The sequence below is a fragment of the Providencia sp. M-27 genome, from assembly GCF_011077905.1.
Taxonomy (GTDB): domain Bacteria; phylum Pseudomonadota; class Gammaproteobacteria; order Enterobacterales; family Enterobacteriaceae; genus Providencia; species Providencia huaxiensis.
In genome coordinates, this window is the sequence record NZ_JAALBT010000005.1 from 136,855 (window position 1) to 151,036 (window position 14,182).

Annotated in this window: 13 protein-coding genes; 11 read left to right on the plus strand and 2 right to left on the minus strand. The window is 43.5% G+C overall.

The annotated features are described in order from the left end of the window. Positions 1–19 precede the first annotated feature (19 nt). Positions 20–505, minus strand: coding sequence for a transcription elongation factor GreB (greB, locus tag G6Q48_RS09360; protein WP_102138815.1), 486 nt, complete (start codon positions 503–505; stop codon positions 20–22). Between the two features lie 183 nt (positions 506–688). Between greB and G6Q48_RS09365 the strand changes: the two genes are divergently transcribed. From G6Q48_RS09365 to G6Q48_RS09380, 4 genes are all read left to right on the plus strand, one after another. Continuing rightward, complete coding sequence (locus G6Q48_RS09365; RefSeq protein WP_166266027.1) at positions 689–3,019, plus strand: Tex family protein; 2,331 nt, start codon at positions 689–691, stop codon at positions 3,017–3,019. A 341-nt stretch (positions 3,020–3,360) separates the two neighbouring features. Then, positions 3,361–3,591: a ferrous iron transporter A gene (gene feoA, locus G6Q48_RS09370; RefSeq protein ID WP_004262866.1), complete on the plus strand. Its 231-nt coding sequence runs from the start codon at positions 3,361–3,363 to the stop codon at positions 3,589–3,591. A gap of 30 nt (positions 3,592–3,621) precedes the next feature. After that, a complete protein-coding gene (gene feoB / locus G6Q48_RS09375; RefSeq protein ID WP_102138813.1) occupies positions 3,622–5,940 on the plus strand; it encodes a Fe(2+) transporter permease subunit FeoB in 2,319 nt (772 codons plus the stop codon). An 11-nt stretch (positions 5,941–5,951) separates the two neighbouring features. Continuing rightward, on the plus strand, positions 5,952–6,185 hold the full coding sequence (locus G6Q48_RS09380) for a FeoC-like transcriptional regulator (protein ID WP_102138812.1): 234 nt from the start codon (positions 5,952–5,954) through the stop codon (positions 6,183–6,185). A 47-nt stretch (positions 6,186–6,232) separates the two neighbouring features. Here G6Q48_RS09380 and bioH read toward each other — a convergent pair whose 3' ends face one another. Beyond that, on the minus strand, positions 6,233–7,012 hold the full coding sequence (bioH, locus tag G6Q48_RS09385) for a pimeloyl-ACP methyl ester esterase BioH (RefSeq protein ID WP_102138811.1): 780 nt from the start codon (positions 7,010–7,012) through the stop codon (positions 6,233–6,235). 54 nt (positions 7,013–7,066) lie between these two features. On the opposite strand from bioH, the gene G6Q48_RS09390 reads away from it, so the two are divergent. The 7 genes from G6Q48_RS09390 to G6Q48_RS09420 all read left to right on the plus strand — a co-directional run bounded on the left by G6Q48_RS09390 (position 7,067) and on the right by G6Q48_RS09420 (position 14,179). Beyond that, positions 7,067–7,750: a DNA utilization protein GntX gene (locus G6Q48_RS09390; RefSeq protein ID WP_166266030.1), complete on the plus strand. Its 684-nt coding sequence runs from the start codon at positions 7,067–7,069 to the stop codon at positions 7,748–7,750. A 63-nt stretch (positions 7,751–7,813) separates the two neighbouring features. Continuing rightward, positions 7,814–8,392: a Fe-S biogenesis protein NfuA gene (gene nfuA / locus G6Q48_RS09395; RefSeq protein ID WP_004266130.1), complete on the plus strand. Its 579-nt coding sequence runs from the start codon at positions 7,814–7,816 to the stop codon at positions 8,390–8,392. Between the two features lie 89 nt (positions 8,393–8,481). Next, entirely contained in the window at positions 8,482–8,805 is a 324-nt protein-coding gene (gene glpE / locus G6Q48_RS09400; protein ID WP_004262879.1) for a thiosulfate sulfurtransferase GlpE, read from the plus strand. A 16-nt stretch (positions 8,806–8,821) separates the two neighbouring features. Then, positions 8,822–9,667, plus strand: a complete 846-nt coding sequence (gene glpG, locus G6Q48_RS09405; protein WP_102138809.1) for a rhomboid family intramembrane serine protease GlpG — start codon at positions 8,822–8,824, stop codon at positions 9,665–9,667. Positions 9,668–9,695: 28 nt separating this feature from the next. Next, complete coding sequence (locus G6Q48_RS09410; protein ID WP_004262881.1) at positions 9,696–10,454, plus strand: DeoR/GlpR family transcriptional regulator; 759 nt, start codon at positions 9,696–9,698, stop codon at positions 10,452–10,454. Between the two features lie 290 nt (positions 10,455–10,744). After that, positions 10,745–12,250: a glycerol-3-phosphate dehydrogenase gene (gene glpD / locus G6Q48_RS09415; RefSeq protein ID WP_102138808.1), complete on the plus strand. Its 1,506-nt coding sequence runs from the start codon at positions 10,745–10,747 to the stop codon at positions 12,248–12,250. Positions 12,251–12,607: 357 nt separating this feature from the next. Then, positions 12,608–14,179: an ATP-binding cassette domain-containing protein gene (locus G6Q48_RS09420; protein ID WP_166266033.1), complete on the plus strand. Its 1,572-nt coding sequence runs from the start codon at positions 12,608–12,610 to the stop codon at positions 14,177–14,179. Positions 14,180–14,182 lie beyond the last annotated feature (3 nt).

Consider the following 14,182-nt stretch of genomic DNA (forward strand, 5'->3'; position numbering starts at 1 on the left):
TAATGAATCATTTTACACTTCAGACGGTTAGTGGCTTGTAGCTTATTTCTAATACAAAATAAGTCACCTGCCCTCCCGGCGTATTTACTGTTATTTCATCATCAACCTGTTTACCTATCAAGGCTCGCGCTACGGGAGAATCAATTGAAATCCATTGTTTCGTAGGGTTGAATTCATCAGCACCGACGATACGGAATATTCTGATATTTTCATTTTCATCTTCTAGTTTAACCCATGCGCCAAAAAACACACGGCCTTCTTGGCGAGGATCAGGCTCGATAATCCTTAACTGATCTAACCTTTTGGATAAAAAACGGATGCGTCTATCAATTTCACGCAACCTTTTTTTGCCGTAAATATATTCTGCATTTTCTGAGCGATCCCCTTGAGCTGCGGCCTCTGAAACAGATTGAGTTACCCGAGGGCGTTCATCCTTCCACAGGTATTTCAATTCTTTATCTAACGCATCCCAACCTTCACGTGTAATTAAAAGACTTTTAGTCATAACCTTCAAATATTAGCCAATGGAGCCCATAATTATAATATTTTATAGAACATAATCTGAGACTTTCCTACCAATAGGCTCAAATTCAGTCTGGAAATTCTCGTTACCACCAAGTATAACAGTGCAATAAATTTTTAACTGTTCTTCCAGTAGGTATTTAAACAGTAGGTATTGAAACTCGACATGAATGAAACTCTAAGCCAAATTATTGCAGCGGAACTGCAAGCCCAGCCGAAACAAGTTTTTTCTGCCATCACGCTATTAGATGAAGGAAATACTGTCCCGTTTATTGCGCGTTACCGTAAAGAGGTTACCGGTGGGTTGGACGATACTCAGCTTCGCCAGCTAGAAAGCCGTTTAGGGTACTTGCGCGAATTGAATGACCGTAAGCAAACCATCCTCAAGTCGATAGAAGAACAAGGTAAATTGACACCAGAGCTTGCCTCCGCTATCAACACAACGCTCAATAAAACCGAACTTGAAGACCTGTATCTTCCTTATAAACCAAAACGTCGCACCCGCGGGCAAATTGCTATTGAAGCAGGGCTCGAGCCTTTAGCGGATACCCTGTGGAATGACCCAAGCCAGTCACCTGATGAACTCGCAAAAACCTATATCGATGCAGATAAAGGTGTGGCGGATGTTAAAGCCGCTTTAGATGGTGCTCGCTATATCCTTATGGAGCGTTTCGCCGAAGATGCAACTCTTTTAGCGAAAGTTCGCGACTATATCTGGAAAAATGCCCACCTTGTTTCTGTTGTTGCTGAAGGTAAGCAAGAAGAAGGGGTAAAATTTAGTGACTACTTTGAACATCACGAACCCGTTGCTCAGGTTCCTTCTCACCGAGCCCTTGCAATGTTCCGTGGTCGTAACGAAGGGATTTTACAGCTTTCATTAAACTGCGACCCTCAGTTTGATGAACCACCAAAAGAAAGTTACTGCGAAGAAATTATCACCCGCCATTTAGATATTCGTTTAAATAATGCTCCTGCTGACCAATGGCGTAAAGCCGTGATCAGCTGGACATGGCGTGTCAAAGTATTACTGCACTTAGAAACAGAAGTCATGAGCTCACTGCGCGAAAAAGCTGAAGAGGAAGCTATTAACGTGTTTGCTCGTAACCTCAGTGACTTACTGATGGCGGCTCCAGCGGGAATGCGTGCCACCATGGGCTTAGACCCTGGCTTGCGTACTGGCGTGAAAGTTGCTGTCGTGGATGCAACAGGTAAATTAATTGCAACGGATACGATTTATCCACATACCGGACAAGCCGCAAAATCGGCAACCATCGTTGCGGCACTTTGCCAAAAACATAACGTCGAATTAGTGGCCATTGGTAACGGTACAGCTTCTCGTGAAACGGAACGTTTCTTTGCTGAAGTTCAAAAACAGTACCCTGAAGTCACTGCGCAGAAAGTTATTGTCAGCGAAGCTGGCGCTTCTGTTTATTCCGCTTCTGAACTTGCGGCTTTGGAATTCCCAAGCTTAGATGTGTCTTTACGTGGTGCCGTATCTATTGCTCGTCGCCTACAAGACCCACTGGCTGAATTAGTGAAAATTGACCCAAAATCCATTGGGGTTGGCCAATATCAGCATGATGTCAGCCAAACACAATTAGCGCGTAAACTCGATGCAGTTGTCGAAGACTGTGTAAACTCCGTTGGTGTTGACTTGAATACCGCTTCCGTTGCCTTACTGACTCGCGTTGCCGGTTTAAGCAAAATGATTGCGCAAAACGTGGTGGACTGGCGCGACCAGAATGGCCAGTTTAGTGATAGAAAACAGTTGCTCAAAGTTGCACGCCTTGGGCCAAAAGCCTTTGAACAGTGTGCAGGCTTCTTGCGTATCACCAATGGTGAAAACCCGTTAGATGCTTCTACTGTTCACCCTGAAGCTTACCCGATTGTTGAAAAAATTCTTGAGTCTGTCCGCCAGCCACTCAAAGAAATTATGGGCAACTCACAGGTGCTTAATACCTTGAGCCCACGTGACTTTACCACTGAGCAATTCGGGGTTCCAACTGTCACCGATATCATTAAAGAACTGGAAAAACCGGGTCGTGACCCACGCCCTGAGTTTAAAACTGCCACCTTTTCCGAAGGTGTAGAAACCATGAAAGACCTGACTTCTGGCATGATCTTAGAAGGTGCAGTCACCAATGTGACCAACTTCGGCGCTTTTGTGGATATTGGTGTTCACCAAGACGGTTTAGTTCATATTTCTTCACTTTCAAATAGTTATGTCGAAGACCCACACAAGGTAGTAAAAGCGGGCGACATTGTGAAAGTCAAAGTGTTAGATGTGGATATTGCACGCAAACGTATTGCGTTAACGATGCGTTTAGATGAACAAGCGGGTGATTCTAACAGTGCCCCTCGCCGTGCAGCCCCTGAACAGGACAAAAATGCGCGTAAGGCGCCTCAATCAAGAGGTAACTCACGCCAAAACAGCGCATCTTCAGGTAACAGCGCCATGAGTGATGCCCTTGCCGCGGCATTCGGTAAGAAACGTTAACTTTCTTTATGGGCATCGCAATGTACCTATTGTGATGCCCATTTCAATAAATAATGCTGTGATTGATTAGTTCAAACAATATATTGGGTATAATTCAGCCATCTCCCCTTCACTGACTCCACCATTAATTTCGCTAGCGGAACACCGTAAACTCAATGCTTCGTTGATCCATATCAAGTCAAATTGACGAAAAAAGAGGCTAAATATAACAAAAGGTGGATGATTATGATTCTCATTGTTAATTAGATTTATTTTTGTTTGGCGACTTTATTACCTGAGCAATTGCACTCTTTAACAATTGTCATCGATATCATTATTAATTAAATGATTAGGAAGACACTATGGCAATACTTCCTCAATGCAGTTACAAAATACTTGGCTTCTCTCCAGAGATTAGTCCTGCATACCGACAAAAACTGCTCTCACTTGGTTTACTTCCGGGTTCTGTCTTTAAAGTGGTGCGCTTAGCGCCTTTTGGTGATCCTGTTCAAATAGAAACTCATCGTGTCAGCTTAGTGCTACGCAAAAAGGATCTTGCCCTACTCAATTTAGATGAAGCGACCACCGCTTAAGTATTTCTTTTTTTATTATTGGCAAACACTATGAAACGATTAACGATCGGCTTAATTGGTAACCCCAATGCAGGCAAAACGACCTTATTCAACCAGCTCACAGGGTCAAGGCAGCGGGTCGGTAACTGGGCGGGGGTCACTGTTGAACGAAAAGTGGGCCGCTTCCATACAGATGACCACAAAATCGAACTTGTTGACCTACCCGGCACCTATTCTCTGACCACTATTTCTGAGCAAACCTCTCTTGACGAACAAATCGCCTGCTACTTTATTTTAAGTGGTGAGGCAGACATGCTCATTAATGTTGTCGATGCGTCTAATTTAGAGCGTAACCTCTACCTGACATTGCAATTAGTCGAGTTAGGCGTTCCATGTATTGTCGCCTTGAATATGTTGGATATCGCTCAAAGCCAACATATTGATATTAATATTGCTGAATTAGAAAAACAGCTCGGCTGCCCTGTGATCCCAATGGTTTCAACTCGAGCAACCGGTATCGATAAACTGAAAAAAGCCATTGATACACATCCACAAAATAGCCAGCAAGCCCTTGTGGAATATCCAGCACAGTTATTGCAAGCTGTAGACTCACTATCTGAACAAATTTCAGCACAACAATTTAGCCACCAGCAGCGCCGCTGGTTAGCATTACAGATCCTCGAAGGGGACATATATAGCCGCCAACGCGCAGAAATATCTGAAGGACAATTGCTGGCGATACGCCAAACACTGAAAGAAGGCTTAAACGAAGAACCTGAATTACTCATTGCCGACGCACGTTATCAATCTATTGCGACCATTTGCAATGCTGCGATTAACAATAGTGCCGCTGAACCAAATCGACTAACACAATCACTGGATAAATTTATTCTGAGCCGTTGGCTCGGCGTACCTATTTTCTTGTTTGTGATGTATTTGATGTTCGTTTTAGCCATCAACATCGGTGGCGCCTTACAACCCTTCTTTGAAGGTGCGTCAGAAGCGATATTTATTCATGGTATTCAGTGGGTTGGTGCCTACTTTAGCTTCCCTGATTGGCTAACTATTTTCCTTGCCCAAGGTGTTGGTGGCGGTATTAACACGGTTTTACCTTTAGTGCCACAAATTGGGATGATGTATCTGTTTCTTTCAATACTGGAAGATTCTGGCTATATGGCGCGAGCCGCTTTCGTGATGGACCGCCTCATGCAAGCCTTAGGTTTACCGGGTAAATCTTTCGTGCCTTTGATTGTCGGTTTTGGCTGTAACGTACCGTCAATTATGGGTGCACGCACGCTCGACGCACCGCGCGAAAGGCTAATTACGGTCTTAATGGCACCATTTATGTCTTGTGGTGCAAGATTGGCTATTTTCGCCGTTTTTGCTGCCGCTTTCTTCGGCAAAAATGGGGCGAGCGTGGTCTTTTCACTCTATATTTTAGGAATTGTTGTCGCTATCTTAACTGGGTTACTACTAAAACATACTCTAATGCGTGGCGAAGCCTCTCCGTTTATCATGGAACTTCCGGTTTACCATGTGCCACATATCAAAACACTGCTGATTCAAACATGGCAGCGCCTAAAAGGCTTCGTGGTACGTGCAGGTAAAGTCATCATCGTTGCCAGTATTTTTATTGGCGCATTAAATAGCTTCTCTTTCTCTGGTAAGCCTGTTGATAATATTAATGACTCCGCACTGGCTTCTGTCAGTAAAGTGATAACCCCTGCTTTACAACCTATCGGTGTTCATGCAGATAACTGGCAAGCAACTGTTGGGTTGATTACCGGGGCGATGGCCAAAGAAGTGGTAGTGGGAACACTAAATACCCTGTATACCGCTGAAGCCATTACTTCTGAGCCGTTCGATGCAGAATCTTTCAATTTATGGGAAGAACTGGGAGATGCGGTTTCTGAAACTTGGGATAGCTTAAAAGAGACCTTTACCTTAAGCGCGTTATCGAACCCTATCGAAGCCAGTAAAGGCGATGGAGAAATGGAATCCGGCTCAATGGGTACCATGGCAGCGAAATTTGGTTCAGGAATTGCAGCCTATAGCTACCTCATCTTCGTCTTACTGTATGTGCCTTGCGTCTCAGTAATGGGTGCTATTGCACGTGAAACCAATAAAAGTTGGATGAGCTTCTCCATTCTGTGGGGCTTAAATGTGGCTTATAGCCTTGCGGCTCTGTTTTACCAAGTTGCCACATTTAGCGAACACCCACAAAGCAGCTTGATTACTATAGCCGCGGTTGTTCTGTTCAACCTTGCCTTGTTCATATTCTTACGTCGCATGCGTAGCCGCGTAACCCTGAACATCAAGAACAGAACCGCAGAGCAATGTTCTGGCTGTTCAAGTGATGCGTGCCACTAAGGAATAAAACGATGACTAGCTTGCTGCAAATAAGAGATTTAATCGCCTTATATGGGCAAGCTGACATCGCGCTACTCAGTGAGCAGCTAAATACACCGGCTCCATTAATTCAAGCAATGGTTGAGAAACTCGTTAGCTTAGAGAAAATTGAACAAGTTGATATCAGTGCTTGTTTAACAGGCAGTAGCTGTAAAGGCTGCCCTGAAAGCACTGATTGCACTCATTTTGTATATAAAATCAAATAATAGGCACACCACAACAAAAAACACCGAACAAGTCGGTGTTTTTTTATTTATTCCTCGATACGACTTTGAAAATCCAACAGGTATTCGCAAAACTCATCAGGATGAGAAATAAATGGTGCGTGAGCACTATTTCGAACAATGACAGATGGCGAATTAGGGTAAAGTTCATCTAAAATTGGCACTATTTTGCGCGGTACCAAGCCATCGAGATAACCATAAATACGCAAGAAAGGAATAGGTAACAGCTTTAATTCCTCGCGCAAATCTTCGGTGCGCAATGATTCAAGCCCTGCATTTAACGTTTCAACCGTTGGAATAGGCTGTTCGAGTACCACAGATTTCAAGGTTTTTGCGTCGTTTCTGGCGCTTTCTGTCCCTAATGTCTGCAATGCTAAAAAACGCTCGACTGTGCGATGAAAATCAGCCGAAAGTTGCTGCTCGAAACCTAATAAAACCTCTGGCCGGATCCCTGCCCAACCGTTTTCTTCGGCTTTAAAACACGGGGAGGAAGCAACCGTAATGAGCCCTTTAACTTCATAGGGATGGTCAAGCGCGATACGGCTTGCAACTAGCCCGCCAAGTGACCAACCAAGCCAAATCGCGTTTTTAGGTGCTTGTTCCCACAAAATATTCGCCATCGATTGAATATTCATGGGGGAAAAACCTTGGCTACGCCCATAGCCCGGCAGGTCAACCAAATGAACCCGAAAGTGCGAAGCGATTCGCGGAATAATTGTTTGCCAGACTTGGGCATTCAGCCCCCATCCGTGCAGCAACACAAGATCTTGTTTACCTTCACCAACGGTCTGCCAATATAACTTTGCCATCGTTACACTCTCTTCATTCATTTATTTGTCAATTCGTTTTAACGGGACGCTACTATGCTAACAATGGAAGGGGGCTGCTGGCTATGCCATCAATCACTAAAGTTACCTCATCAGGGTGTTTGTAGTTTTTGCCTCAAAGGACTGCCTAAAATGCCAACTTGCTGTTTACGTTGTGCTTTACCCTGTGAACAGCCGACCATGGAATGCGGACGCTGCCTAAAGAGCCCACCCCCATGGCAGAGAATTATCACTGTAACCCCCTACCAAGCCGCTTTACGCATGTTAATTCATCGTTTTAAATTTCAAAAACAACCTCAGCTTGCTTTTACTTTAGCACGTATCTTTGCATTATTTTGGCTCACAGGTTATCGCCAACAACAATGGCAAAAACCGGACTTAATCATCACCATTCCACTGCATCGTCGCCGTCTATGGTGGAGAGGATTTGACCACATGGCATTAATAGGCGAAAATTTGTCCAGATGGTTAAATATCCCCTATTCGCAAAATTCATTATCGCGTAGTCGTGCTACACTGGCACAGACTACACTAAAACGTGAGTATCGCCGAAACAACCTAAAGGGAGCATTTACCTTAAACGACTCTGTTTCAAACCTACATGTTGCTGTTATTGATGATGTTATTACAACAGGTTCTACCATGAATAGCGCAGCACAATTGTTGATTTGTGCGGGAGCGCATACTGTTGATGCATGGTCACTGTGTCGCACCTTGTAGGAAAGGGGTAAATGGGCGTATTATAACCAACTAAAGCAGTCAACTATTATTGAGCAAATGATTATGATTAATATTACTGAAGCAGCACAGGCTCATTTTGCCAAGTTGTTGGAAAATCAAGAGCCAGGAACTCAAATCCGTGTTTTTGTTATCAACCCAGGCACGCCAACCGCCGAATGCGGTGTGTCGTACTGCCCTCCGGGTGCCGTTGAAGCCACAGATAAAGAACTAAAGTTCGAGAAATTATCTGCTTATGTTGATGAAATTAGCGCCCCATTCTTGGATGATGCCGAAATTGACTTCGTCACCGACCAACTCGGCTCACAACTGACGTTAAAAGCACCAAACGCCAAAATGCGTAAAGTCTCTGATGACGCACCATTAATTGAGCGTGTTGAGTATGTTTTACAGTCACAAATTAACCCACAACTTGCCAGCCACGGTGGCCGTGTTTCCCTGATGGAAATCACCGACGAAGGCTTTGCAATTTTGCAATTTGGTGGCGGCTGTAACGGCTGTTCAATGGTCGATGTCACCCTTAAAGAAGGTATCGAGAAAGAACTTCTCAAAATGTTTGAAGGTGAGCTAAAAGGCGTTAAAGACCTGACCGAGCACCAACGTGGCGAGCACTCTTTCTATTAATCAATACCACGAATATTTGGCACTCGGTTCTTTACGGGTGCCTATCATTTAACCTTTTATGGGTTGTTACCTACTGTATTCGGTATTTTATGGACCATTTTGAAACATTAACACCAGAGCAAGCCTACCAACATTGGTTAGACGGCACCGCCATACTGGTAGATGTGCGAGACCCACAAAGTTTTCGTGCAGGCCATGCGAGTGGGGCCTATCACCTCACCAATGAGTCACTGAGCCAATTTCTAGAACAAACGGATTACGAACAACCTGTTATGGTGATGTGTTACCATGGGCACAGTAGCCAAGGTGCTGCACAGTATCTGATCAACATTGGCTTTGAATCTGTATATAGCATCAATGGTGGATTTGAAGCTTGGTTAAGGGAATATCCACAAGCCGTTACGGCTCTCTAGATGAGAAAACGCATTCATGATCCACATCACCTCCTTTGCTAATCCCAGAATGGCGCAAGCTTTTGTTGACTATATGGCGAGCAAAAATATTCACCTAAAAATAAAGCCATCACAGGAACAAGCCGTCTTTGAGCTTTGGCTAGAAGATGAGCAGCTTCAACCTCAAGTCCAAAAAGAATTAGATATTTTTCTACAAGACCCAAATCACCCTCGCTACTTAGAAGCCAGTTGGCACACAGGAAGTGCAGATACTCAATTTCAATATCGCAATTACCTAACTTGGGGTTATCTTAAAGAGCAATCTGGCCCTTTAACTATCGCTGTTATTTTATTGTCGATTGTTGTATATCTTTGGGTAGAAATGACCGATGCTCGAGAAGTTCTACGTTATTTGGCATGGCCTATTGGCGACCAACAAACGGAACTTTGGCGTTGGTTTAGTCCTGCATTGGTGCACTTTTCGCTATCACACATTGGTTTCAATCTTGCACTATGGTGGTTTCTCGCTGGGCAAGTTGAGCGAAAACTCGGGACGGGCAAGTTATTCACTATCTTACTGGTCTCTGCGCTATTTAGTAACTGGGGGCAATCGCTATTTAGTGAAAACAACTTTGGCGGCTTATCCGGTGTCGTCTATGCCCTTGTCAGCTATGTGTGGTTAACGGGTGAACGTCGGCCAGAAAGTGGCGTTAGCGTTCCTCGAGGGTTAATGATTTTCTCCATTATCTGGCTTTTTTTCGGTTACTTCGATGTTTTAGGCATGCATATCGCCAATGCCGCACATACTTCAGGGTTAATTATCGGCTTATTAATGGGAGTATGGGATAATAGACACAGTTTTAAACACCAGAGCTCCAGATAAAACATTTTAATAATTAGAGGCTAACGCTGTGAAACAAACCCAGAGACATGATGCAATAGTTGAGCTTGTGCGTCTTCAGGGATATGTCAGTACTGAAGAACTCGTCGAACACTTTGAGGTTAGCCCTCAAACAATCCGTCGAGACCTCAATGATCTCGCTGAACAAAATAAAATTCAGCGGCACCACGGTGGCGCAGCACTGCCTTCAAGTTCTGTAAATGCGGCCTATAATGACCGTAAAATCATGTGGTCAGATGAAAAAGCGCGTATCGCACAACATGTTGCAAGCCAGATCCCTGATGGTGCAACACTGTTTATAGACATTGGTACCACACCCGAAGCCGTTGCCCATGCATTGGTTAATCACAAAAACCTACGTGTGGTGACCAATAACCTCAACGTCGCCACGTTGCTGATGCCAAAAGAAGACTTTCGCCTCATTTTAGCCGGTGGTGAAGTACGCTCACGGGATGGCGGTATTGTCGGTGAAGCGACCCTCGATTTTATTTCCCAATTTAGATTAGATTACGGCATTTTAGGTATCAGTGGTATTGATATGGATGGCTCATTACTTGAGTTCGATTACCACGAAGTTCGTACCAAACGCGCAATTATTGAAAATTCACGCTGTGTCATGCTTGTCACCGACCATTCTAAATTTGGTCGTAACGCGATGGTTAACTTGGGCAATATGAACCTGATTGACTACTTATTTACTGATAAACAGCCACCTGATAGTATTCTCAAAGTCATTGAGCAACATAATGTTCAATTAGAGCTTTGTTAATCAAATAGTTATTCTCATGATGGTAGTCCTCACTGCCATCATGCTTCTTGCTATCCCCCTATTTTAGCCCTCAGCCTTACCATCATTTTTTCTTTTTCGCGCGAAATTCTCTTTTTTCCATTGTGAATAACAATATTTTATGTGTGGGTATTGAAAAAAAATTGTTACCAATATCACGCAGTTGTTATTTTTTTCATTAATAATAGTTGGCATCACTATCTATTTTGACTACAATTAAATGAGCGAAAACGAACATTATTGAAAGTGTTTCGAACATCTCAGGGGGATGCATGGAAACTAAAGACTTGATTGTCATCGGCGGCGGGATCAACGGCGCTGGAATTGCAGCAGATGCTGCAGGTCGTGGATTATCAGTATTACTGCTCGAAGCTCAAGACTTAGCAAGTGCCACTTCATCTGCGAGTTCTAAACTCATTCATGGTGGCTTACGTTACTTAGAACATTATGAATTTAGATTAGTGAGCGAAGCATTGGCTGAACGTGAAGTGCTATTACGATTAGCGCCACATATTGCCTTCCCAATGCGCTTCCGCTTACCGCATCAGCCTCATTTACGTCCAGCTTGGATGATCCGTATTGGCCTGTTCTTATATGACCATTTAGGCAAACGTGTGAGCTTACCAAGCAGTAAAGGGCTGAAATTCAACCAAAATTCCGTACTCAAACCTGAATTAACGAAAGGTTTTGAATATTCTGACTGTTGGGTTGATGATGCGCGTTTAGTTGTGTTAAACGCTCAAGAAGTGGTACGTAAAAATGGTGAAGTTCGCACTCGCACAAAAGTGACTCGCGCTTACCGTGAAAATGGCTTATGGGTTGTTGAAGCTCAAGACTTACGTACGGGTGAAACCCATACATGGAAAGCGAAAGGGCTGGTTAATGCCACTGGGCCTTGGGTAAAAGAGTTCTTTGATGATGGCCTGAAATTAAAATCACCTTACGGTATTCGCCTGATCAAAGGTAGCCACATTGTCGTTCCGCGTGCTCATGATGAACCACAAGCGTATATCTTACAAAATGAAGATAACCGTATTGTATTTGTTATTCCATGGATGGATGAATTTTCTATCATCGGCACCACTGACGTAGAATATAAAGGTGACCCGAAAGACGTCAAAATTGATGAGAACGAAGTTAACTATTTACTGAAAGTGTATAACGACCACTTCAAAAAACAGTTAACCGTGAGTGATATTGTTTGGGACTACTCAGGTGTTCGCCCACTGTGCGACGATGAGTCAGACTCACCACAAGCTATTACTCGTGATTACACATTGGATATTCACGATGAGCAAGGCCAAGCACCATTGTTGTCGGTATTTGGTGGTAAATTAACAACTTATCGTAAGTTAGCGGAAGCTGCTGTAAATAAATTAGCCACTTACTATCCAAATGCAGGTAGTCCATGGACTAAAAATGGTCAGTTACCAGGTGGTGATATCGAAGGTTGTGACCGTGATGGTTATGCACGTGTATTACGTCAACATTATCAATGGCTTCCTGAAGGCTTAGCGCTACGTTTTGCTAGAACTTACGGTAGCAACAGTAAATTGATCCTTGAAGGCGCGAATTCACTCAGTGACCTTGGTGAAGCATTCTCTGCGAATGTCTATGAAGCGGAATTACGTTACTTAGTCAAACATGAGTGGGTAACAGAGTTGGATGATGCTATTTGGCGTCGCACTAAATTGGGTATGTGGCTGAATGAAGAAGAAAAACAGCGCATTGCTCATTGGTTAGCAAAAAATGGGTTGTCAGAGAATACCTCTGCATAATCGTAAAAATCTCGTTGTTATAAAATCTCGTTGTTAATGGAAAAAGCCAGTCGCAGTTGTTGACTGGCTTTTTCTATTTTTAAATCGTTTTTTCTATTTTTAAATAATTAGTACGACTTTCAGAAAAAACCCAATCACGATAAGTTGCACAAATCAATTTGACCTGTTTATAATGTATGCGAATTTATCTCTCACCCAACTTCGCAGGTACGCCTCACGATGAACTAAGCACTGCCAGAAAATATTTTCCAATACCCTTTTGGTATTCATTTTTCTGTTCCTGGCAGGCAACCGCTTTCATCGACGCTTCTTGATAAGTCAACGACGTTGTCTGTCCTCATTATTTTGGAGGTGCATATGACGATTGCTTGTCACTTTTCACAGCTCAATATTGAATTTAACCAAACCGCTCTTTTTTCACCGCTAAGTGGGACGTTGTCATGCCAAAAAAATGCCCTAATTGGCCATAATGGCAAAGGAAAATCCGTCTTGATGCGTATTCTTGCTAGCCAATTATCCCCTACGCAAGGAAATGTACATTGGAACCGCCCCTTTATCTATGTCGAGCAATTAACGCGACTAGCGGGAGAAACGCTTGTCGATGCTTTAGGTATATCTGAGCTTTATCACGCATTCTTACGCATTGAGGCAGGAAATGGTTCTTTGGCAGATTTTGAGCTCACAGAAGATAAATGGCATTTACCTTCCCAATGGCAAAGTTTATTGGACTCTGCAGGGCTCTCTATCTCAATGGAAGCCCCCATTGCCCATTTAAGTGGAGGTGAACGTACTCGCCTAGCCCTTTGCCGTGCATTTCTTCATCAAGACCACTTTTTGCTACTTGATGAACCGGATAACCATTTAGATACACAAAGTCGGCAATGGCTTAGCCAGAAACTCACAGAGCACCGAGCTGGTTGTCTCGTTATTTCTCACAACAGAACCCTGTTAAGCGAAATGGATGCTATTTTTGAATTAACGGAAAAAGGGTTACACGAGTATGGGGGGAATTATGCGTTATACGATACCCAAAAAACCGCGGAAATCGCTGCAATCGATGCACAAAGTGAGCGCTTAGAAAAACGTATTCATCAAGAGAAAAAACAGCAACAAGCCACATTACAAAAAGCCGCCCAACGCAAAAAACAGGGAGAGAAAATTCGCTATGGTGGGTCGCAATCCTTATTACTGCTTGATATGCAAAAAAACCGGGCAGAGAAAAGGCAATCAAACGTCGCAGAGCGGCACCAACGGGTTATGGATAACCTACAAAATCAACAACAGGAAAACCAAGAGAAAGCCCGCCACATCAAGCCACAAAAAATGACAATTAACTATCAAAATGAAGGTAATAAAGTCACCATTTTTGCTTCTGATTTGCGTTTGCCTTATGGTTATTCGTCACCACTTTCATTCACCATATACAGTGGGGAGCATTGGCATATTCAAGGGCGTAATGGTTGTGGTAAATCAACCCTACTTAAGGTTCTTGCTGGCCTGTTGCCATCAGATTCAGGAGAGTGCCGCCTCAGTGGGGATTTTTGCTATTTAGACCAACACCTCAACTTACTCGATAAAACATTACCTGTTGCTGAAGCCCTTCATCAATACCAACCCTTGTTTACAGTAGAACAGTGGCGCACGCAATTAGGTATGTTACGAATACGAGGAGATAAATCATTACTGCCACTACAGCAACTCAGTGGTGGGGAGCAACTAAAAGCAACACTATTGGCGCTCACACATAGCCCGAGCCCACCCGCTATTTTATTACTCGATGAACCGGATAACCATTTAGACTTGGATTCAAAACAACTACTTGAAGCGCTATTGCAGGATTACCAAGGAACACTCTTGCTGGTTTCTCACGATGAAACCTTTATTGCAAACTGCAATATAACCCATACGCTAAATCTTTCTGATAAATAACCA